The following is a 20998-nucleotide window of genomic DNA, read 5'->3' as shown; positions in this document are numbered from 1 at the left end:
AAAAAATAGTAGCAAAATAAATACGAAAATCGAAACATTTCTAACAGAATCAAATTCATTAATTGAAAAATGTGTTAAGACTGTCAGAGATACAACATGTAATAAATATTAGAAATTGAAAACCTTTTAAAAGCGCTTAGAAAAGGTTCTATTGAGGAATCTAAAAAAAAATCACCTTAATATGAAGGGCTGTTTTACAAAACAGCCCTTTTTTAATATGTTTCATTCTAGTAGAAAAAAACAGACAATTATTTTAATTTCTTATTTAAACGAATTGCAAACTACATCATATTCCAACTAATCTTCACTTTCTTCGGTTTCATCAAGATTGTACCAGCATCTGCCAACATCCGCAATAGGATTAACTAAAATTGAAAAAATTTGTCCAGTAGCCTTAGCAGCTTCTTTAGCTGCTCCCAATATGTCATGTTTTGTGATAGAATCATCGCTTGATATATAATTGTATTCTGCTGAAGGTAAATCATGGATTTTCCCTGTAGTTGATCGTATTGTTTTAGTAAAACCTAAATCTTCCATTTCAGCATGTAAGACTTTATAGGTCTCAGAGTCTAATTCATATTGTTTACCCTCTTTATTATGTAGTTGCACTCTAACAGTAAATCTCTTCATAATTAATCTTTTTTAATTAAATTTTTATAAAAGTAATAAGTGGAAAAATCTATTTATTACGGTTTTCCGTAATTGTAGAATTTAAAGGACAAATTAGTTGATTAAGAAATAGATTAGTTAGGTAGAAATACCTGTTTTTACTTTAATTTAAAAAGCAACAAGATATTTTTCAATATAATTTTATTTAAGAAGCTTTAATTGTCCCAATAAAAAGAGAAGAGTTACATCATGAGCAAACATCTGTTTTAAAAGAAGACATAATCTAGAATACTTCTGTTTTATAACACTAAGTTTTTAACATTCAGAAATCTAGAAAGTTAGTAAAAGTCAGAAATTGTAACGGTTTCTAAATATAAATAAAAACAAAACAATAGACTAAAATTGTTTATATTAAGCCTAAATTTGCACAAATGATACTTTAAAATTCTTTAATTTTAAAGGTAATTAAAAAATAAAAATGACTCCGATAAGAAGCAAAAGAATTGAGGCTGTAATAGATGAGATTATTGATCAGTATACATATGCAGATCAATCAGATAGACCTTGGATTATTGGTTTTAGTGGTGGAAAAGATTCCACTGTTTTACTTACTCTTGTTTGGATTGCCTTACAAAGAATCCGAGAAAATCTACCTTTTCCATTTCAGTTAAAAAGGCCTGTTTATGTTGTTTGTAACGACACAATGGTTGAAAACCCAATTATAGCTAGTTATGTAGATGATGTTTTAGCTAAAATTATAGAAGAAGCAAGAAATCAGGATCTACCTATATTTGTAAAGAAAACTGTTCCTAAACTTGAAGAAACTTTTTGGACAAACGTAATTGGTAAAGGATATCCTGTTCCTAATAATGCATTTAGATGGTGTACTGATAAACTAAAAATAAAGCCAACGTCTTCTTTTTTACTTGAGCAAATAGATGAAAAAGGAGAAGCAATTGTTTTATTGGGTACCCGTTATGAAGAAAGTGTTGCCAGAGAGCGATCAATGAAAAAGCATGAAGTTACAGGGAATCGATTATCAAAACATAATAGTACTGCTAATACTTATGTATATCCTCCAATTAGAGATTTGATGTTGGAAGAAGTATGGTACGTTATAAATGCAGTAAAGTCTCCGTGGGGCTTTGATAATTCTATTCTTTTCAAAATATATGCTGATGCCAGCGCTGATGATTATGAATGTCCAACGGTAGTTGTAAACAAAGAGCATAACTCATGTGGACAAAGCAGATTCGGATGTTGGACTTGTACTGTAGTAAAAAATGACAAATCAATGACAGCATTAGTTGATAATGGTCAAAACTGGATGGAACCTTTATTAGCTTTCAGAAACAGATTAGTTGAGGGAAGAAACATCTCTGAAAACAGAATGGATGTGAGAAGAAACAATCAAATTGCTGTACGAGAAGACGGAACAAATAACGGTACATATACTTCTTTGTATAGATATCAAATTCTAAAAGATTTGTTATTAGTGCAAAAAGAAATTCAGAAAGAAAGACCACACATAACTTTAATTAACAACCAAGAGTTGATTGCTATACAAGTTACTTGGAATAGGGATGGTTATTTTGATCATACCGTAGGTGATTTGTATAAGGAAATTTACAATAAAGAAATAAGTACAAACAATATCAAATCACTTGATGATACTGAACGTAGAATCTTAAAAGAAGTTTGTATAGATGAGCCTAATTATTATCATTTAATTGATAATCTAATTGCTTTGCAAGAAACCAAAACATTGATGATTAGTAAATATGGCCTTCACAATGATGTTGAAAAAAGAATTGAAAGCTTTGTAAATGAGAATGGACTATGAAAATAAATAAAATAAAATTTCAGAATTTCAGAATTTACAAAGGAGAAAATGAAATACTTTTAACTCCTAATTCTTCAAAAAACATCAGTATTATTGCTGGTAAAAATGGTTTTGGAAAAACTACTTTTTTAACTTCTCTTATTTGGGTTTTTTACGGGAAGATGATGAGTGAAGTTGAGGAAAAGTATAAGAAAGACATCAAAAATTCTGGTGGATATGATAAGTTTATTAGGACTCTTTTAAATAGAGCAGTAAAGACTGATTATGAAAATAATGAAAAAACAAGCCCTGTATTTTCAGTAGAAATTGAATTAAAGGACATTTTAATCCCTTTTATTCCATGCAAATCTGTTGTTATTAAAAGATCATATGATTTTAAATCCGACTCAGAGGAATTAAAAATATTTATAGATGGTTTAGAAAACGAACTAACAAAAGAAGTTGGTTATGAAGTTTTTATCAATGATTTTATTTTACCTCGTGAAATTGCTAAATTCTTCTTTTTTGATGCTGAAAAAATAGTTTCACTAGCGGAAGCTAAATCAAAATCTGAATTAAAAAATTTAAGCAAAGCGTATTCAGAAGTTTTAGGGATTAAAAAATATGAAGATTTAAAAAAGAACCTGGAAACCTTACTAACTAAACTTCGCAGAGATGGAGCCTCTCCTGCTCAGCAAACTAAACTTTTCGAACTAACTGATACAGAGTCTGAATTAATTAAATTAATTGATTTTAATCAAGATAAGCAAGCCAATATTGATCGTGAAATTTCGAGTTATAAAATAACTAGTGATAGCATTCAAGAAAAGTTAATACGTGAAGGAAATGGAGTTACTTTAGAGGAACTTCAAAAAATGAAATCTGAAAGAAATATCTTAAAAGAAGAATCCACCGAGATTAAAAATAAACTAAAAAAACTAATGGATATTGCACCATTAGTTATTGCAGGAAAGAAATTAGTACAATTAAAAGAACAATTAATTAGTGAGCAAAATGCTAATAATACTTCTCTGGACAAAGTAACGTTGGTTAAAGAATTGAATTCATTTACCGCTACTTTATTGAAAAAATTGGAAACTTTAAACTTAGATATAAAGGCTAAATCCAGTGTAGAAGACATTATTAAAAAAACTATCTCAGAGAAAGAATCCTTAAAAAGTCATGATACATCAGACATAATACTTTTAGATTATACAACAGAACAATTTAGAAGCTTTGATGCAGTTTTCAATAATATCAAAGGGACATTTTCAAGCCAATTTAATTCTGTAGTACAAGAAGAAAAAAACAATAGAATTTTACTTTTTAAAGTGTACAACCAAATTAAGCAAGCAGAAGCTAGAAAAGATAATCCTTTGGCTAAAAAGTTACGCGAAGAAAAAACTGAAACCGAAAATAGAATAACTATATTAACCCTTGACAAGGGAAAATTGATTGAGGAATATGATAGTTTAAATAGTCGATTAGCTTCAACAAGAAAAGTATTATCAGAATACGAAAAGAATTTTAAATTAGCTGAAACTGACCAAAAGAAATTTGTAGTAACAGAAAAGTTACTGATAAAAATTAATGAGATTATCAAAAAAATAAAAGAGGATAAAAAATATTCGTTGCAAAAATCTATTATGCTTGGTCTTAGAAAAATCATGCACAAAAATGACTTCATTTACAATGTTCGAGTAAATGTAGTCGATGATGTTATGGATATTGATTTATTGGATAAAAACGATGATGTAATAGACAAAGATTCTCTATCAAAAGGCGAGCAGCAATTATATGCCACAGCTCTATTAAAAGCTTTAGTCGATGAATCTGGTATTAAATTTCCAGTATTTATTGATAGCCCATTACAAAAGTTTGATAAATACCATTCTAAAAATATTATTAAAGAATTTTATCCGGCTATTTCTGAGCAAGTTGTATTGTTTCCTTTATTAGAAAAAGAACTATCTGAATTGGAATATGACTATTTAAAACCAAATGTAAATAAAGTTTTTGTCATCGAAAACAACAATAATGGTTCTAGCTTTAAACCTTACCCTGTTGACCAATTATTTACACATTTAAAACAAGAGCAAGATGTTTACGCAAATTAAAACAAGTAAAGATAATAAAGAAGTAGTTGCCTTGCTAACTCGTAAACTAGGTTTAGGAACCGAAAATGTAATTGCAAGAATAGCCTACACTTATTCTTTGTCTCAAGATAAAAAATTAGACTTAAATGATATCAAGGATTCTGGTGGTAAAGAATATTCCAAATCAGTTCTTTTTGGAGATTATTATGATATTTATCTTGGGTTGCTTTGTGTTCACTATGGTCTATACAAAACAGACAAAGATATTAGTCGCTACATTAAAATGCATGTAGATGATGGTTTACAACTTTTAAACCTCGAAATCAGTAATCGAAATAATATAGACGGTTTTGATTTTTTAGTCGAAAAAATATCCTTTAATTTAAGCAATTAAAAACACTTATAAGATCGTAAGTATTAAAAAACTAAAAAGATACATATGTTTGGACATTTAAAATATAATTCTTCACAAAAAAAAATCATTACGGATTGCATTGAATCTAATAAAGAAGAATATGAAAAATGGTTTTTTAATAATCTACTTTATCCTCTTTTAGTCATTGTCATTTCAATTTCTTTAGTAGGTTTGGTAACTAATGATATTGAATGTGTAGTCGATTATGCTTTAAACGGTTCTCTTTCTCTAATAGGTATTAATGTCCTTTTTGCAATGTCAAGTTATTTATTTAGAGTTAAAAATTTTGAAAAAGATGAATTAAAAAGCGATGTCCTAAACTTATCTAGTAAGTTTAGCGATTGGAAAGTAGTATTAATCGTTCTTGGAACAATTTTATATGTTTTACCAGTTTTATACCCATCAAATTCTACAAGTTTTAGGATTTTACTATTTGTATTGGGTCTATTCATATTAGGTTTATCAATTAATATATCATCAAAAATGTTTATGATTAGAGATGATTTTTATCAAAAGGCATACAACTTAGAAGAGTCATTTGATAAAATAATTACGGAGGAAACAGAGGCAAAACACGGAAAAAATTGGTAATATGAGTAATTTAATAGATAATGTAATAAAAGGATTTCCTGTTCTTCAAAATAAACAGGATTTTGTTGTCAGTGTATTTACAATTGAGCAGATTTTCAAATTCACAAAGTTCACTAATAGGCTTATTGTTGGATATGATGAAGAACAAATCCCGATATATAATGACCAAATTCAACGGTATGTAGAAAAACCAAGAGTTGACAAAATATCTGATTTTCTTACAAAAGATCCGGACGCAACATTTCCAACAAACCTTGTGTTACATATTCCAAAAGAGGTAATAGAAAACCAAAATGAAAATGATGGTATAATTGAAATAACATTAAACAATAAAGTTTTTGAAGAACTTAAACATGAAAATGGAAATGTTTTTATTACAATTATTGATGGTCAACATCGAATAAAAGGAATAGAACAAGCAATACAGGATTTAAAAGATGAGATTACTTTTTTACAAAAAAGTTCAAGAGATATTAATTCGCTTGAAATCATAAAGGAATTAAGTTTTAAAACAGAGAGATTAAAAGATTTACTTAAAATTGAATTAGTAGTTACATTCTTTATTGATAAAACTTTGGAATATCAGGCCATGATTTTTTCAACAATTAATAGAACTCAAAAGAAAGTATCTTCAGATTTGGTTTCTAGTTTGTTTGGTTTAACAACCACTGACACACCTCAAAAAATAGCTTTACAGGTTGTGCTAAGTTTAAACGGACACATAAATTCTCCTTTTTACAAAAGAATAAAATTGTATGGGGGCAGCTATTCAAAAGACAATAGTCCTCCCTTATCTCAAGCCACAATGGTATCTTCTATCGTTAATCTTATATCTGAAAGTATAAGAGAGGCTGAAAATGACAGATATTTAGAAAGACAAAAATTACTTATAAGAAGCAGTGGTTCACAAAAGCCACTTCCTTTTAGAAAGTTTTATGCAAATAATGAAGATTATATAATTTCAGATATATTTTATTATTTTTTTAATTCTGTGAAATATACATTTAAAGATAAGGAAGGAAATTCATATTGGGAATTCAAAGATGAAAAAAGCACAGAAAATATTTTACAAACAACAGTCGGCTATGAGAGTTTATTGAAAATACTAACTGATATTTTAAGAGAAATTAAAGTTGATAACATTAAAAACACAGAGATTTTTGATGTTTATTTGGTAAAAGCCAAAACTTTAAACATATCCGATATTAATCGATATTCTTTCAATAACCGCGGAAAACGATATCTTTATCTTGATATGAGCCTTGCTATATGGGAAACAACAGATTTTAATGACTCGAGATATATTGAGTTGAAAAAACTTGAAAACGAGTAAGTAAACTAATCTATAGGAATATATTTTTCTCTACAATAAATATCAATTTCAGTATCATTTAAAAAGTACTTATCACAAAATTCTTCTAATTCCTTTTCAGATGATTTATAATATTTATCACTAGCGGTCATTAATTTTTCAATCTGCTCAATGAATTTTTCAAAATCTTTATTTATTTTACATAACTTGTCAATTGTCTTAAAATCTAGGTCCCTATATTTTGCTGGATACAAAATTTTACTTTCGTATGGATTTGCCTTCAACTCAATTATTCCAATTCCAAACGATTGATTTAATCGTTCCATTTCTTCATTTAAACTATCACTAATTTCAAAAGCTACCAGGTATCCATAATTAGCCCAACTAGAATTTGAAACCGCCTGAAAAAATGTTTTCTTTAATTCATAATCGGAATTAATCTCTCGTTTGATTTCAAAAGAAGAAATTTTAAAAATGTCTAATTTATTAATTGCTTTTAAAAAAGTTTGATTAATTTTTGACTGCAGATTCAAGAATTGTATTCCAATAACATCCGGGTGTATCCATTTTTGATGATTATCTTTAGAACTTAAAGATTGTTCATGAAAAATCGTTTTTGAGAAAGTATCGGTATTCTTCAAAAAACTACTCAATAACTTATGTAAATCCCTTTCTTGATAATCATTCTTTTTAAGCTTTATTTTGTCTGGATCTATTTCTGAACCTAATTGATCTATTAAAACAGTTTTTTCTATTTTAGTTAAATAGTATTTATATGTTTCCCCAGAAGTTTTATTTCTCTTAATTCTTGAATCTCCATTTTTTATAAATTCTCCCAAAATTCCTGAAACAATTGCAGCTGGTTTTTTTGCTCCAAATTCATAATAACCTTTATTCACAATATGCTGATAAATTTCTGATGCATTAGCTAGACCACTAATATCTTCCAAACTCTTTAATATTGATTCTTTAATTGTCATATTATATTTTGTTTCAAACAATCTTGTCGATAGATTTATAAATAATATTTATTTTTCATTGAGCAACTTCTAAAACTTTTATCTAATTTATCTAAATCCAATGTTTTTAATAACTTTATTTTAGACTAAGAAACAAAATCATTAATCCCAATGGTTTTCTATATAAGACATCATTTCGCTTGGATTTAGAGCTTTTGTTGATGCAGAACGTCTTATATAAAATTCTTCTATTCCCTTATTTTTAACGAATATTGGACCATTTTTTCTAAAATCTACATTTAACCTGCAAATCATTTTTCCTTCTATTTCTGGAAAAGATAATGCTAATGCTGCAAATGCGGAATTACCCATATATTTCTCAATTAGATTATCCAGATGTTTTTGAAACTCATCTAATAAATCGTGTTTATTTCCAAATGATTTAAAATCCGCATCTAATCCAAGTATTTCTTTTGTATCTGAAATGCCTATTAATAATGTCCCACTTTTTGTATTCATAAAGCCAGCTAGAGTTTTAATACAAGATAGTTCCATTTTATCATCTGGTTGATTTGTATGCAAATTTATTCTCAGCGTGGACTTGAATTCTGTATTTGAAGTCTCTCCTTGTTCGATTAATTTGATAGTAGACGTGACTAAATCCTCATCTTGCTCCTCCACTACTAATGTTGTAGGGTTTTCATATTCTAATGTGTTTACACAACTTTCGGCAAGTAAGTCAATGAACATATAAGGACTATTAAGTAGATTATTTTGTTCATATTCTTTTTGAAGATATTCCAATCCTCCATTTGCATAACTTTCAATAAATGTTATGATATCATTTATAACACCATTAAGTTGTGCTTCTTCCATATCTTCTAACTGATTCCAAGTAAATCCGATTTCTTCACAATGTGAAAATATGATCATTAACAAAAAATCAACAAGTGTAGAATCCCTTTTCCATTTTCCAACTTCAATAAATTCTGTAGTTAAATTTCTATTAGGTAGTGGCAGATTTAAGTTTCGTTTTAATCCTAAAATGAATGCGTAAATGTACAATTCATATATTGGTCCAAATTGACTGTATTCAGACTTAGACTTGCCTTTATTTGCAAAAGCTTGAATAATTGGAATTCTGCTGTTCGCGTATCTTGGCCTTTTAATTAAAATTTGACTTTTGAAAGTTTCTGAATTCATTATTTTAATCTTGTTTTGGTTGTAAAAAGGTCTACTTGTTCTGCACCTACAGGTACGTGATTCACATACATCGTTGTTACACTATTATCTTTTAACAACCTTTTTCCAAGATCATTAATTTTCATATCATCACTAGCCATATATATTTCTTTTACGAGAACTATACTTTGTGGAAATACTTTTCCAGTTGCTTCAAAAAAGCCCTCTGTAAAACCTTCTCCAAAAGCTGAAATAGGTGCGTCCGCAAGTAAAGGGTAATTATACTCCGTATTATTTGCAGAAATAATCGCCATGACGACAGAGAATTTTTTCATCCTTTGAAATCCTTCGGAACTACCATAAACTGCATTGTTTTTACTATCTAGATAATTAAAATTGATTGAACCAGAAGGTGTTTTTTCAAATTTTAAAATACCTCCTGCTAGATCATTATTTTTAATTAAATTTTGAAAATGGTCGTTTGAATGCTTTTCTAAAAGTTTAACCATATTATCATATACTCGCTCTTTTGCAACTAAAGTAGCATTTGCTAGATCAATTGCTATTGAATAATTATCTTTAAATCCTTGTGGAATATCTTTAAGGGTGTTTAAACTCTGAATTTCTATTTCAATATTACCTATTTCCGTTTTTAATTTGCCTATTTTAGGCTTAATAATATCATCAATTTTTGACCTTGCATTTTCCATTCGTCTTATTGCTCCTTGATAACTTGACAAAATATCCGCGGGATTACCATCAGAATCATTACCGCCAATTAAAATATCCTTTCTCTGATCAGTCAATGACTTTAGTTGCTCTTTAATCCTTTGAATTTGCTTTTTTAAATCTTCTTCTTTTTCCTGGGTAGTTTTCACACTTTTATGAACTCCCCTAATTCTACTATAAAAAGGTTGTCCATTAATTTGAAGATTGCCAAAAAAATCTTTTAAATCATTTATTACAAATGGTTTTTCTGTATTAGTATCTCCTGGCCTGTTTAGTAATTTTACTAAATAATCATACTCAGGCTTTCCCTTTTTTACTGGGCGGTTGCATACATAACAATGTTCATTTTCAATCATATTTTGAATTGATACCGCGTCAGGAGAATTTACTGGTAAAAAATGAAAATAATTATTAGGATTTTCTTCTATGTTTTGTAGTGCCTTTTTTTGGAAGTGCTCATTAATAAAGACATCATTTAATCTACGAAATTTTGTAACCTCTTCTTCAAAACCCATTGCAATCCACGAAAAGTTACCGTCAAAAAAACGATTATTGATTCGATCAAGAAACTCTTCAAACTCATCAACTTTATCTCTCAACTTTTTGTTTAAAGGTCTTATTTTATCATCTAACTCTTTTCTTCGTTCCGCATTCGCATGATGCTTATCTAAATAATTTTTTTCTTTTTCAGCATCTGAATAACTTGTTTCCCACTCTAATAATTTTTGATTCTCAAAATCCAATTGTAATTGAAACTTATCTTTTTCATCTAAAGCCGCTTGAAATCTTTTTGATTGTTCATCGTTTGCATTATTTTGGCTTTTCAAATCTTTTTCTGCTTTCGATTTAAATTCATTCGTCAGTTCAACTAACTTTTTGTATTTACTTATATCTGTTAAATTTTGAACAGCATCTTCAATACTTGCTTTTTCACTAAAATCAATTATATCATCAACCTCTTCACCTTGAAAAAAAGAATATTTTCTAAAAGCTGGCATAATTAAACGATCTATAATTTTCCTTTTTTCGTCTTCTTCGTAAACAGGCTTGAATTTCGTTAAAATAAGTTCAGTTTTATTTACTTCTGTATCATTAATTACTAGTTGCCAACTTTGAGGATCTGAAATATTATCATTGAGTTTAGTTAATGTAAATGATTTAATAATTTGATACTTAACTCTATCTCCAAATGTATACTCAATTTGAATCGCACAATCTACTTTCTGTCTTACCGAGGTTTCGATTTTTGCTTTATCTGATATAATTTTTACATACATTTCTTTTATATTCTTACGACGTTTGTCATCAGAATCTAAGACAACATCATCAAAAAGCCATAAAAATGCATTAAAAAATTTTGATTTTCCGGCGCCATTATCTGCCACTATGATATTGACACCATTCTTTAGTTCATAGTAGTTTTCTTCAAAATCTCCATAATAATTAAAAAAATTTTTAAAAGCAATACTGTTGATTATTGATGCCATGGTTTATATTTTATGGATATTTTTTATTGTCATATATATCTGTCTACCTGTTCTATCGTTATCATTTTCATTAATTATCGTAGCTAAAATATCGACTATTTTTTTACTTTCAGGTCGAAAAGGTTGTAGATTATCAAGCTCAGCTTTATTAATGTTATATTTTTTCATCAAATCTGGGTCTGATAGGATTTCTTTCAAAATTTCATCTCTTTTACTCATAATTCACTTATTATTTGGTCAAGGTTTAATTCGTATTTTGACAGCACTTCTTGTAAGTTTGTTTTTGAATCATAAAAGTTCATTGATAGGCTAGCAAAATGTGCAACTCTTTGTAGTTCGTTTTTGACCATTTTTTTTTCCATATTAAAAAAATCTGATGAACCGTTTGACATATCAGGCACAACCACCATATCATAAATTGTAGCAAACGGTTTGTCTTTGTGTTTCCTAAGTAACCTTCCACGTCTTTGAATAAATTGCCTTGGATTTCCCGTACTTGAACAAAATATACCAACTTCCGCTCTAGGAATATCAACACCTTCATCTAACATCTTCATTGCAAAAAGTACATCAATTTTTCCTTCAGAAAAACCTCTTAATATCTGATCTAATTTATCATCATCAGAAGTATAAGAATTCATTTTAAGTAAGGGAATAGTATCAGCAGCAGTTTTTATAAATAGATCTATTAGCTTTTCTGTGGAATCATCTCGAGTAGAATATCCTTCAGGGACATAAGCAAATACATATTTAAGTTTATCAATTTTATTGAGTTGCATTAATATTTTTTTAAAACATGCAATTTTATTGATTGCTTTATGAATTACATTTTTCCTTTTTAGCAATAAAATTTCAACCATTGGGTCTTTTTTAAATTCCCCCTTTTCAAAGTCAAAGAATCGTAATAATTTTATTGAAATTTCAATATACTCTTGCATTTCACCAGAATCAAGCTCTACTAAAACAGGAAAATATTTATATTCGGCTAAATAACCTTCCTTTAGTGCTTTTTCAATGTCAAATGAAAAAGTATAAGGTGGTGTATCTTCGAAAAAGTCATTTAAAGCCTCAGTACCTTCAATGTCATATATCCTTTTTGGAGTAGCTGATAATCCAATTCTTTTTTCACATTTAATATCATGCAATTTTTTTCTAATATTATATGCAGCAATATTATGAGCTTCATCCGCAATTAGAAGAAAGTCTTTATCAATCCTTTTAAAGTATTTCTGAAACTTATTGGTAACAAAGCTACCATAGGTAGCTATAATTATTAAATCTTTTTTATTTCCCCAGTTAAAACTACTTACATAACTTGCTAAATCTCTTTCCCAATCATTACCACCGCCCACTTGTAAAATATTCCTAAAGTTAAAAGACTCAACTTCATTTCTCCACTGATTTAGTAATGCTATAGATGGAACCAAAATAATTGCTTTGTAAGACTTTTTAACCTTGTAAAGATTTAATAGACAATTTAGTGAAGTTATAGTTTTACCTGTTCCTGTAGCCATTGCAAAAACCCCTTTATAATCATTCTTTAGCCAATTTTCATAAGCTTCAATTTGATAATTTCTAGGACCTTCTATGTAAGGGAATTTTGGGTCATTATTTTGTAATTCCAACTTCTTTAATAATTTATATTAGAACGGTTTAAATTGTATACAATTAATTTTAACCTACAATTGAGTTAAAATATCACCTTACTATTTTTTTAGCTTCTTTTGTCAAATTTCATTATTTCTTTTTCTGACAAAGGAGTTATAGATAGTATTTTCAGTCGTTCTTGTATTTCTCCTGATTTACTCCCAGTATCTAAAATTTCTCTCTTTGTCAGTAACTGGATTTTTATTTTAACCAGATCATTTGAGAAAATTTTCTGAGGAAATAAATCTGAATATGAAACCAACTCTAATGCAGTTGCTATTCTAGATAACATTCTAATGTTGTATTTTCCTGGTTGTTTTAGATTTTCTACTTTGCCAAAATACCCTTCTGATACTCCTACCTTATGAGCTAAAGCAACTTGAGATAGACCAAATTTTATCCTTAATTCCCTAACTCGCTCAATTAAATAAAAATCTAATTCCGATATGATAATTTCTATAATCATGTGATTCAATTAATATAGTAAGAAAAGGATTAATCAAATATTTAACACATACCCATAGGTATGTGTTAAATAAATTTTGTACATTTGTTTGAAATTCATATTTCTAATAGAATTTTTGCGATTCTTCTGACATAATATTTGAAGCATTCGCTTAGAATCTCGCACTAGAAAACTGGTAATTTTTGCAACGAGATAATAAGTAAGATGCTCACGTCCTAATGGCGTGGGCTCACTTATTGTTGCTCGGTATACCAGTACCTCTAGTGCAGTAAGCTGAGTTCCATGCCTTTTTTATTAGGCATGATTATCTTGGTTTAAATTCTTAGCAATACTTCTTTAAGTTATTGGATTTGCAAAAAGTAAAAGTTTAACCTTTTAAAGCGTTTATCCATGTGAAAAAATAAAAATCTTATATGACCATTAAGCCGTTTACTTAATGCATAAAAAATGGCCCTCTACGACAGCGACCAAACTAGTATAGAGGACCATAGCTAATCAAATCTTCGTTTAACTAACCAATTCAATATTATGAATAATTTTTCATTTTATAAGGATGGGAAAGATCTTTATTGCCTATTTTTTATCTGGCTTTGTTTGTCCTTCTCATCTCTTTTTGCCAAATCTTCCAATGGGCATAATGCCATTTTTTTTCAACAGCATCAAATTCAGGGTACTATAACTGATGGTAATAATCCTTTGCCGGGAGTAACTATTGCTGTAAAAAGTAAACTTAATTCTTCTACCATTTCAGACTATAGTGGTCAATACACCCTTTTTACCTCTCCAACCGATACGCTGATTGTCTCTTTCATCGGATTTAAAACAGCGCTTGTACCCATAAAAGACCGTACAAAAATAGAGATACAATTGCTCTATGATACCACAACCCTGCAAGAGGTTCGTGTAAATGCAGGGTATTATTCTGTAAAAGAAAGTGAGCGTACCGGAAGCATTGCCAAAATATCGGCAAAAGATATCGAAAAACAGCCTGTTACCAATGTACTGGCCACCATGCAGGGACGCATGGCCGGAGTGGATATCATTCAGGATTCAGGAATACCCGGTGGAGGCTTTCAGATAAAAATAAGGGGGACCAACAGTCTGCGTGAAGAAGGCAATCAGCCCCTGTACATTATCGACGGAGTTCCCTACTCTTCCGATATCATTGGATACAGCAATACCACAACAGGCATTCCGACCCCGACAAGCCCTCTTAATAACATTAATCCCTCTGACATAGAAAGTGTCGAGGTCTTAAAAGATGCCGATGCCACTGCTATTTATGGCTCCCGTGGAGCCAATGGCGTTGTATTGATTACCACTAAAAAAGGAGCATCTGGAAAAACCCGTGTAACAGTCACTGCCTCATCCGGATTTGGGCAGGTAACCAAAATGATGAACCTGATGGATACTCCCCAGTATCTGCAGATGAGAAGACAGGGATTTGTAAATGATGGTATTACTTCTTATCCTGCTACAGATTATGATATCAACGGAACTTGGGATCAAAACCGGTATACCGACTGGCAGAAAGAGCTCTTGGGAGGAACCTCCGTTATGACCAACCTTCAGACATCCCTCTCGGGAGGTTCTGATCTGACACAATATCTGCTAAGCGGTACCTATCATACAGAAACAACTGTGCTTCCCGGAGATTTTGGATATGATAAGGGAGCAGTTCATTTTAATATGAACCATGCCAGTGAAGACAGAAAATTTAAACTTACTTTTTCAACCGGTTACACCTTCCAAAACAACAAACAGGCCGCAACAGACCTGACCCGTACTGCCAGAAACCTAGCGCCAAATGCTCCGGCTTTATATAACCCTGACGGGAGTCTGAACTTTGAAAACAGTACTTTTCAAAATCCTCTTGCAGCGCTTCGTGCTGTAACCACTGCCAAAACAAATGATCTTGTTGCCAACAGTGTGATCAGCTATGAATTCAGACCGAACTGGGAACTTAAAGTCAATCTGGGATTCACGGATCTAAAAAATACAGAACAGCGATTACTGCCTTCTACCATGTATGACCCTGCTTTTAAAATCGGCAGCAGCAGATCATCGATGTATTCCAATCTTACCTCAAGACAATCCTGGATTATCGAGCCTCAGCTTCGCTGGAACCATGAATTTGAAAGTAGTAAACTCGATGTTTTAATTGGTGCTACGGCGCAGCAGCAAAACTCCTCAAGATTATACCAATATGGTCGTGGTTTTACAAGCAACAGCCTAATTACTGATATTGCATCGGCAACAACAAAATCAATTTTCGTAAGCGATCAGACCATTTATAAATATCAGGCTTTCTTCGGCAGGATCAATTACAATTGGGATGAGAAATACATTTTGAACCTTACTGCCAGAAGGGACGGTTCAAGCCGATTTGGTCCGGGAAAACAGTTTGCTGTTTTTGCAGCGGCAGGCGCTGCCTGGCTATTCTCAAAAGAAAACTTTTTAAAAGAAAACTCTTTTCTGAGTTTTGGAAAACTTCGCGCCAGCTATGGAAGTACCGGAAGTGACCAGATCGGAGATTACCAATATTTAGACACCTATGTGTCCTCGGGTCAAAGTTATAATGGCATCATCGGTATGGATCCTACACGTCTGTATAATCCGGATTTCAGTTGGGAAATCAATAAAAAACTCGAAGTGGCAATAGAAACCGGTTTCCTAAGGGATCGTATTTTCTTTACCGCTGCCTGGTACCAAAACAGATCTTCAAACCAGCTCGTTGGAATACCGCTTCCCGGTACCACAGGATTCAGTTCCATAAATGCCAATCTGGACGCAACCGTTCAGAATTCAGGTTTCGAATTTACCCTTCGCACTGTAAATTTTAATGCCGGGGCTTTTAAATGGTCTACAAACTTTAATATCTCGCTTGCCAAAAACAAACTGATTTCTTTTCCCGGACTCGAAGGATCTACCTACTCCAACAACTACGTAATAGGACGATCTACAAACATTGTAAAAGTTTACCAGTACAATGGGATCAATCCACAAACCGGATTATATGAAGTTGAAGATGTAAATAAAGATGGTCAAATTACTTCTTTGGAAGACAAAAAAACGATCGCTGATCTGACCCCAAAATATTTTGGAGGTTTGGAAAACCAGCTTCAATACAAAAACTGGCAGCTTGACTTTCTCTTTCAATTTGTAAAACAGCAAAATTACAATTACACTTCAAATGTACCCGGAGGAAGTCCAATAAACCAGCCATCGCAGATGACTAATGCATGGACACAAGCTGGTGATAATGGCTCCTTTCAAATTAATACCTCGGGGCAAAATTCAGATGCAGTAAACGCCTATTACAATTACATTGACAGCAATTCCGGGATTGTAGACGCTTCCTATGTGAGGCTGAAAAATATAGCCCTGAGTTACGATCTTCCCTTGAGCACAATAAAGGGTGTCCGTTGCAGAATATCGCTTCAGGGACAGAACCTGCTGACCTTCACCCCATACAAAGGCGGTGATCCTGAATTTAGATACACCGGTTATCTGCCTCCTCTGAAAGTATGTACCGCAGGAATACAAGTCACATTTTAACTTAACACTCAAAACCATGAAAAATATACTTAAAATACCACAATCTCTCTTTTTTAGAGATAAGAATCGTTTAAGTAATTGTCAATTCCTGCTCCTTGCACTATGTACCCTTTTGGGCTCCTGCAATGACTTTGTGGATGTGGACATTCCTAAATCCCAGCTTACAGCCCAGGCCGTTTTTGAAGATGCCGCAACAGCCAATGCTGCGATGTCCGGAGTATATACCAAAATGCGAAACAGCGGAATACTAGCAGGAGACGCAACGGGTATTTCCTGCTATCTGGGTTTGTACGCCGATGAATTTGACTATTATCAGCAAAATGCCGTAAGTAACTTTTACAACAACTCTTTATTTGCAGCAGACTTGGGAGTAAATGATATATGGAATCAAAGTTATAACCAAATATATTCTGCCAATTCTATAATTGAAGGATTAAATAAATCCAATTCCATTCCTGAACCCGACAAAAAACAGCCTCTGGGGGAAGCCATTTTTATAAGAGCCTTGCTCCATTTCTATCTTTTAAATCTATATGGGGATATTCCGTATATCACCACAACAGATTATTTGCAGAACAGCCGGGTTTCAAGATTATCTGCAGATCAGGTTTACCAGAACATTGTAAAAGATCTGGACCAGTCCATTGCATTGCTCTCAGAGAATTATACCTCAACTGATCGCATTCGTCCCAACCGCGGTACAGCCCAGGCTCTTCTGGCAAGAGTATATCTCTATATGAAATTATATCCCGAGGCGTCCAATGCTGCATCGGCAGTGATCAATAATCCGCTTTATGTAGGAGAGAGTGATTTAAATAAAATATTTCTAAAAACAAGTAAGACCACCATTTGGCAGTTTATGCCCTCAGCAGCCGGGGCCAATACATCAGAAGGTAGTCTCTATATTTTTACAGCAGGACCTCCGGCTATTGTAGCCCTTAAACCTGAATTTATAAATGCTTTTGAGGCCAATGATCAGAGAAAAACACACTGGACTACAGAGGTCACAAATGACGGAGCAACATGGTATTATGCTTCCAAATACAAACAGGAATCCAGTACACCCACTTCGGTGGAATACTCTATCCTGTTTCGACTCTCGGAGCAATATCTTATCCGTGCAGAAGCCAGAGCCTATCAGGGAGATTTAATTGGTGCCAAAGAAGATTTAAACATCATTAGAAACACCGCTGGGCTTTCCAATACAACTGCCATAAGTGCAGAAGAGATTATTAGGGATGTACTCAACCAGCGCCGTTTTGAATTCTTTACTGAATTTGGGCAACGTTTTTTTGATTTAAAACGAACCGGAAAATTAAATGAAACTCTAACCATTTCTAAGCCCGGCTGGAATGCAACGGACAGTCTCTGGCCAATTCCTGTTCTGGAACTAAATGCCAATCCAAATCTAAAACCACAGAATCAAGGATACTAAATAATACGTTATGACCAATCTCTTTTTAATAAAAAGAAACATTAACGTTTCCATTTTGAATTGGTTGCTTTTGCTGTTAACCTGCCCTTTAACGGGGCAGGCGCAGCAAAAAAAACATCTTAAGGAAAGCGATTACATCAAATGGGGAACTTTAAATGTAAAGGCTCTTTCTGATGACGGTAACTGGACGAGTTATCAAATGTCTTATGAAAACCACCTTGATACTTTGTTTGTACAGAACACTCATACAAATAAAACCTTCGCTTTTGCAGGCGCTAAGGACGGCCATTTTGCAGGGAAAAACATATTCACGTTTACACAGCCTGAATCCTGCTTAAAAATCCTTACTCTTAAAACAGGCAAACTCAAAACAATTGAAAGTGTTAAGCACTATGAAGTGGTATTGGACGGAAAGTACATTCTTAGTTTTGATCAGGATTATGGCAAGAAAAGTCTTTTGAAAATTAGAAATGATAAGGGAGAAATAGTAGACAGTCTGGCTAACATTTCAGAGCACTGCTTAAGTTCCCAAAAAAATACCTTACTCTATACAACCAAAGCCAAAAAACAAATTGAAGTGGGGATAATCCAGTTTCAGCCTTACTCCAGATGTATTATATCAAAAGACAGTATTGGTAAATTCTGCAATTTAGTCTGGCAGAATAACGCCGAATCAGTTGCTTTTCTCCATGAAAAAGATTCTGTTTCAAAAGAGCCCGATCTTAATTACTTCAGGATTGCCGGCAAGAAACTTTTTTCTTTTGATTATACTGTTCAAATAGGATCCCCAGAGAATCGGACTGTATTTAAAAACACCTCATTATCGATTTCTCCTGACGGGAAAAAAGTGTTTTTTATGGAGATTAAAAAAAAGGATCCCAATACAAACAAAGATTCAAAAACAGTAGAAATCTGGAATGGAAATGATAAATGGCTCTTTATAGACAAACAGCGTATAGAAAGTAAGACAGGGATTGCTAATCTGGCGCTCTGGTATCCAGAAACTAATGGATATTTGACAATAAATAACACTGAACTGCCAAATTTTATGCTGACCGGCCAGCAGGATTATGCTGTTCTTTATGATCAAAATGCATACGGTCTGCAGTCCAAATATTATGACGAAGTAGATTACTATCTCAAAGATCTGAATAATGATACCCAGAACCTGATTCTAAAAAAACAATCTTGTGATCCCAGCCAAATAGGATTTGATCCACTGAGTAACAAAATACTTTATTATAAAGAAAAGAATTGGTGGATTTACGATCCCTTGCAAAACACACATATCAATCTTACAGGTAAGATTACGACTTCATGGGATAACAGCACAGAATCTTCCGCCCCTCATCAGTTTATGGTCTATGGAAACCCTGGCTGGAGCTCGAATGGCAATAATATTTTACTTTACGATGCCTATGATATCTGGCTTACAGCAACAGATGGCTCTGCATGTATCCGACTCACCGAAGGCCGTGAGAAAAACATCGTTTACAGGATCGCATCCTGTGAATTCAATAACAGCTCACAGCTCAGTTATAACGGGAGACTGCAGGCATCTTTTGATATGTCCAAAGATTTGATCCTCTCTGTTGAGAATACACAAAACCATTCAACTGGTTATTGCATTTTAAACATCCATTCCGGTATAAAACCAATTGATTATGGTTCTTATGATTTGAGTGAAATACAAAGAAGCCCGAATAACACTTATCTGTACAAAAAACAGACCTATGATCAAGCGCCATGGCTGGAAATTAAAAGAAAAAAAGATAGCAAAGCTGCTGTTTTATTTGCTTCCAACAAACAGCAAAAAAACTATTTCTTTGGTAAATCCGAGTTGCTCTATTACGACAGTCCCAAAGGAGAAGAATTAAAAGCTGCCCTTTTTTTCCCTGCTGATTTTGATCCTTTAAAAAAATACCCGATGGTGGTCTATATCTACGATAGTATGTCTGATGAAATACACAGATATGTCAATCCGTCTTTACTCAACAGCGAAGGCTTTAATGTCACTAACTATACTCTTAACGGATACTTTGTTTTGTTGCCAGATATCCAGTATGAATTAGGAAATCCTGGTATGTCAGCCTTGACCAGCGTAACTGCTGCAGTAGAAACAGCTACGCAAAAAGGTTATGTCGACAAGAATAAAATTGGTTTGTTTGGACACTCCTTCGGAGCGTACCAGACTAATTTCATCATTTCTCAAAGCAATCTTTTTGCAGCGGCTGTATCAGGGGCGGGAGTCAGTGATGTTATCGGAGCTTATTTCAATATCAGCAGAAATGGTATTTTTCAGTCCGACATGTGGCGCTATGAAAGCCAGCAGTTCCGCATAGGAAAATCTCTGTACGATGATAAAGAAAGTTACTCTAGAAATTCTCCTATTTTAAATGCTCAAAATGTAAAAACACCATTGCTTTTATGGACAGGTAAAAACGATCGAATAATTCCATGGAACCAGAGTATTTCCTATTATTTAGCCCTTAGAAAACTGCGAAGTAAAAGCATTATGCTGGTCTATCCAAACGAGGATCATTCCCTTGAGAATACGGACAATCAAATTGATCTTACCAATCGGATGATGCAATGGTTTGACTACTTTTTAAAAGATGATCTCAGACCTTCATGGATTACCAAAGGAGTATCTTACAACTAAAAAAATAATGCAGTTTCTACTTTTAGAA

Annotated in this window: 15 protein-coding genes; 8 read left to right on the top strand and 7 right to left on the bottom strand. The window is 32.3% G+C overall.

The genetic code is table 11. The features are described 5' to 3' along the window. Positions 1–297: 297 nt before the first annotated feature. Positions 298–630: a hypothetical protein gene (locus FLV_RS02390; RefSeq protein ID WP_243230463.1), complete on the bottom strand. Its 333-nt coding sequence runs from the start codon at positions 628–630 to the stop codon at positions 298–300. Between the two features lie 457 nt (positions 631–1087). Here FLV_RS02390 and dndC point away from each other — a divergent pair, with 457 nt between their 5' ends. Genes dndC through FLV_RS02365 form a run of 5 tightly spaced genes read left to right on the top strand, consistent with a single transcriptional unit; the run spans position 1088 to position 6866 of the window. Next, a complete protein-coding gene (gene dndC / locus FLV_RS02385; protein ID WP_243230462.1) occupies positions 1088–2452 on the top strand; it encodes a DNA phosphorothioation system sulfurtransferase DndC in 1365 nt (454 codons plus the stop codon). Continuing rightward, complete coding sequence (gene dndD, locus FLV_RS02380; protein ID WP_243230460.1) at positions 2449–4548, top strand: DNA sulfur modification protein DndD; 2100 nt, start codon at positions 2449–2451, stop codon at positions 4546–4548. The genes dndC and dndD overlap by 4 nt, the downstream gene beginning before the upstream one ends. Further along, positions 4532–4921, top strand: a complete 390-nt coding sequence (locus FLV_RS02375) for a DndE family protein (RefSeq protein WP_243230458.1) — start codon at positions 4532–4534, stop codon at positions 4919–4921. The genes dndD and FLV_RS02375 overlap by 17 nt, the downstream gene beginning before the upstream one ends. Before the next feature lie 45 nt (positions 4922–4966). Beyond that, positions 4967–5533 carry a hypothetical protein gene (locus FLV_RS02370; RefSeq protein WP_243230457.1) on the top strand — a complete coding sequence of 189 codons (567 nt, stop codon included), beginning with the start codon at positions 4967–4969 and terminating at the stop codon, positions 5531–5533. A gap of 1 nt (position 5534) precedes the next feature. Further along, a complete protein-coding gene (locus FLV_RS02365) occupies positions 5535–6866 on the top strand; it encodes a DGQHR domain-containing protein (protein ID WP_243230456.1) in 1332 nt (443 codons plus the stop codon). Between the two features lie 5 nt (positions 6867–6871). Here FLV_RS02365 and FLV_RS02360 read toward each other — a convergent pair whose 3' ends face one another. The 6 genes from FLV_RS02360 to FLV_RS02335 all read right to left on the bottom strand — a co-directional run bounded on the left by FLV_RS02360 (position 6872) and on the right by FLV_RS02335 (position 13315). Beyond that, positions 6872–7825 (bottom strand): hypothetical protein, encoded by a 954-nt coding sequence (locus FLV_RS02360; RefSeq protein ID WP_243230455.1) that lies wholly within the window; start codon positions 7823–7825, stop codon positions 6872–6874. Between the two features lie 141 nt (positions 7826–7966). Beyond that, a complete protein-coding gene (locus FLV_RS02355) occupies positions 7967–9007 on the bottom strand; it encodes a helix-turn-helix domain-containing protein (protein ID WP_243230454.1) in 1041 nt (346 codons plus the stop codon). Then, entirely contained in the window at positions 9007–11202 is a 2196-nt protein-coding gene (locus tag FLV_RS02350; protein WP_243230453.1) for a hypothetical protein, read from the bottom strand. The genes FLV_RS02355 and FLV_RS02350 overlap by 1 nt, the downstream gene beginning before the upstream one ends. A 3-nt stretch (positions 11203–11205) precedes the next feature. Further along, the gene (locus FLV_RS02345) at positions 11206–11421 is read right to left on the bottom strand and encodes a hypothetical protein (protein WP_243230452.1); all 216 of its coding nucleotides are present in this window, start codon (positions 11419–11421) and stop codon (positions 11206–11208) included. Continuing rightward, positions 11418–12827: a DEAD/DEAH box helicase gene (locus tag FLV_RS02340; RefSeq protein WP_243230451.1), complete on the bottom strand. Its 1410-nt coding sequence runs from the start codon at positions 12825–12827 to the stop codon at positions 11418–11420. The genes FLV_RS02345 and FLV_RS02340 overlap by 4 nt, the downstream gene beginning before the upstream one ends. Before the next feature lie 89 nt (positions 12828–12916). Further along, positions 12917–13315: a helix-turn-helix domain-containing protein gene (locus FLV_RS02335; protein WP_243230450.1), complete on the bottom strand. Its 399-nt coding sequence runs from the start codon at positions 13313–13315 to the stop codon at positions 12917–12919. A 528-nt stretch (positions 13316–13843) separates the two neighbouring features. On the opposite strand from FLV_RS02335, the gene FLV_RS02330 reads away from it, so the two are divergent. From FLV_RS02330 to FLV_RS02320, 3 genes are read left to right on the top strand one after another with little or no spacing between them, the layout of a single operon-like run. After that, positions 13844–16873, top strand: coding sequence for a SusC/RagA family TonB-linked outer membrane protein (locus FLV_RS02330; protein ID WP_243230449.1), 3030 nt, complete (start codon positions 13844–13846; stop codon positions 16871–16873). Positions 16874–16889: 16 nt separating this feature from the next. Beyond that, a complete protein-coding gene (locus FLV_RS02325; RefSeq protein WP_243230448.1) occupies positions 16890–18308 on the top strand; it encodes a RagB/SusD family nutrient uptake outer membrane protein in 1419 nt (472 codons plus the stop codon). Between the two features lie 10 nt (positions 18309–18318). Then, on the top strand, positions 18319–20970 hold the full coding sequence (locus FLV_RS02320; protein WP_243230447.1) for an alpha/beta hydrolase family protein: 2652 nt from the start codon (positions 18319–18321) through the stop codon (positions 20968–20970). The last annotated feature ends 28 nt before the right edge of the window (positions 20971–20998 follow it).

The sequence above is a fragment of the Flavobacterium pectinovorum genome (genome assembly GCF_022802975.1).
Taxonomy (GTDB): Bacteria; Bacteroidota; Bacteroidia; order Flavobacteriales; family Flavobacteriaceae; genus Flavobacterium; species Flavobacterium pectinovorum_B.
Note: the sequence above shows the minus strand (reverse complement) of the source record. Positions and strands in the feature narration are given on the sequence as shown.

Bases quoted from the DNA above. Each gene is read 5' to 3' on its own strand.
- FLV_RS02390 (WP_243230463.1), bottom strand. From the start codon at position 630: ATGAAGAGATTTACTGTTAGAGTGCAACTACATAATAAAGAGGGTAAA.
- dndC (WP_243230462.1), top strand. From the start codon at position 1,088: ATGACTCCGATAAGAAGCAAAAGAATTGAGGCTGTAATAGATGAGATT.
- dndD (WP_243230460.1), top strand. From the start codon at position 2,449: ATGAAAATAAATAAAATAAAATTTCAGAATTTCAGAATTTACAAAGGA.
- FLV_RS02375 (WP_243230458.1), top strand. From the start codon at position 4,532: ATGTTTACGCAAATTAAAACAAGTAAAGATAATAAAGAAGTAGTTGCC.
- FLV_RS02370 (WP_243230457.1), top strand. From the start codon at position 4,967: ATGTTTGGACATTTAAAATATAATTCTTCACAAAAAAAAATCATTACG.
- FLV_RS02365 (WP_243230456.1), top strand. From the start codon at position 5,535: ATGAGTAATTTAATAGATAATGTAATAAAAGGATTTCCTGTTCTTCAA.
- FLV_RS02360 (WP_243230455.1), bottom strand. From the start codon at position 7,825: ATGACAATTAAAGAATCAATATTAAAGAGTTTGGAAGATATTAGTGGT.
- FLV_RS02355 (WP_243230454.1), bottom strand. From the start codon at position 9,007: ATGAATTCAGAAACTTTCAAAAGTCAAATTTTAATTAAAAGGCCAAGA.
- FLV_RS02350 (WP_243230453.1), bottom strand. From the start codon at position 11,202: ATGGCATCAATAATCAACAGTATTGCTTTTAAAAATTTTTTTAATTAT.
- FLV_RS02345 (WP_243230452.1), bottom strand. From the start codon at position 11,421: ATGAGTAAAAGAGATGAAATTTTGAAAGAAATCCTATCAGACCCAGAT.
- FLV_RS02335 (WP_243230450.1), bottom strand. From the start codon at position 13,315: ATGATTATAGAAATTATCATATCGGAATTAGATTTTTATTTAATTGAG.
- FLV_RS02330 (WP_243230449.1), top strand. From the start codon at position 13,844: ATGAATAATTTTTCATTTTATAAGGATGGGAAAGATCTTTATTGCCTA.
- FLV_RS02325 (WP_243230448.1), top strand. From the start codon at position 16,890: ATGAAAAATATACTTAAAATACCACAATCTCTCTTTTTTAGAGATAAG.
- FLV_RS02320 (WP_243230447.1), top strand. From the start codon at position 18,319: ATGACCAATCTCTTTTTAATAAAAAGAAACATTAACGTTTCCATTTTG.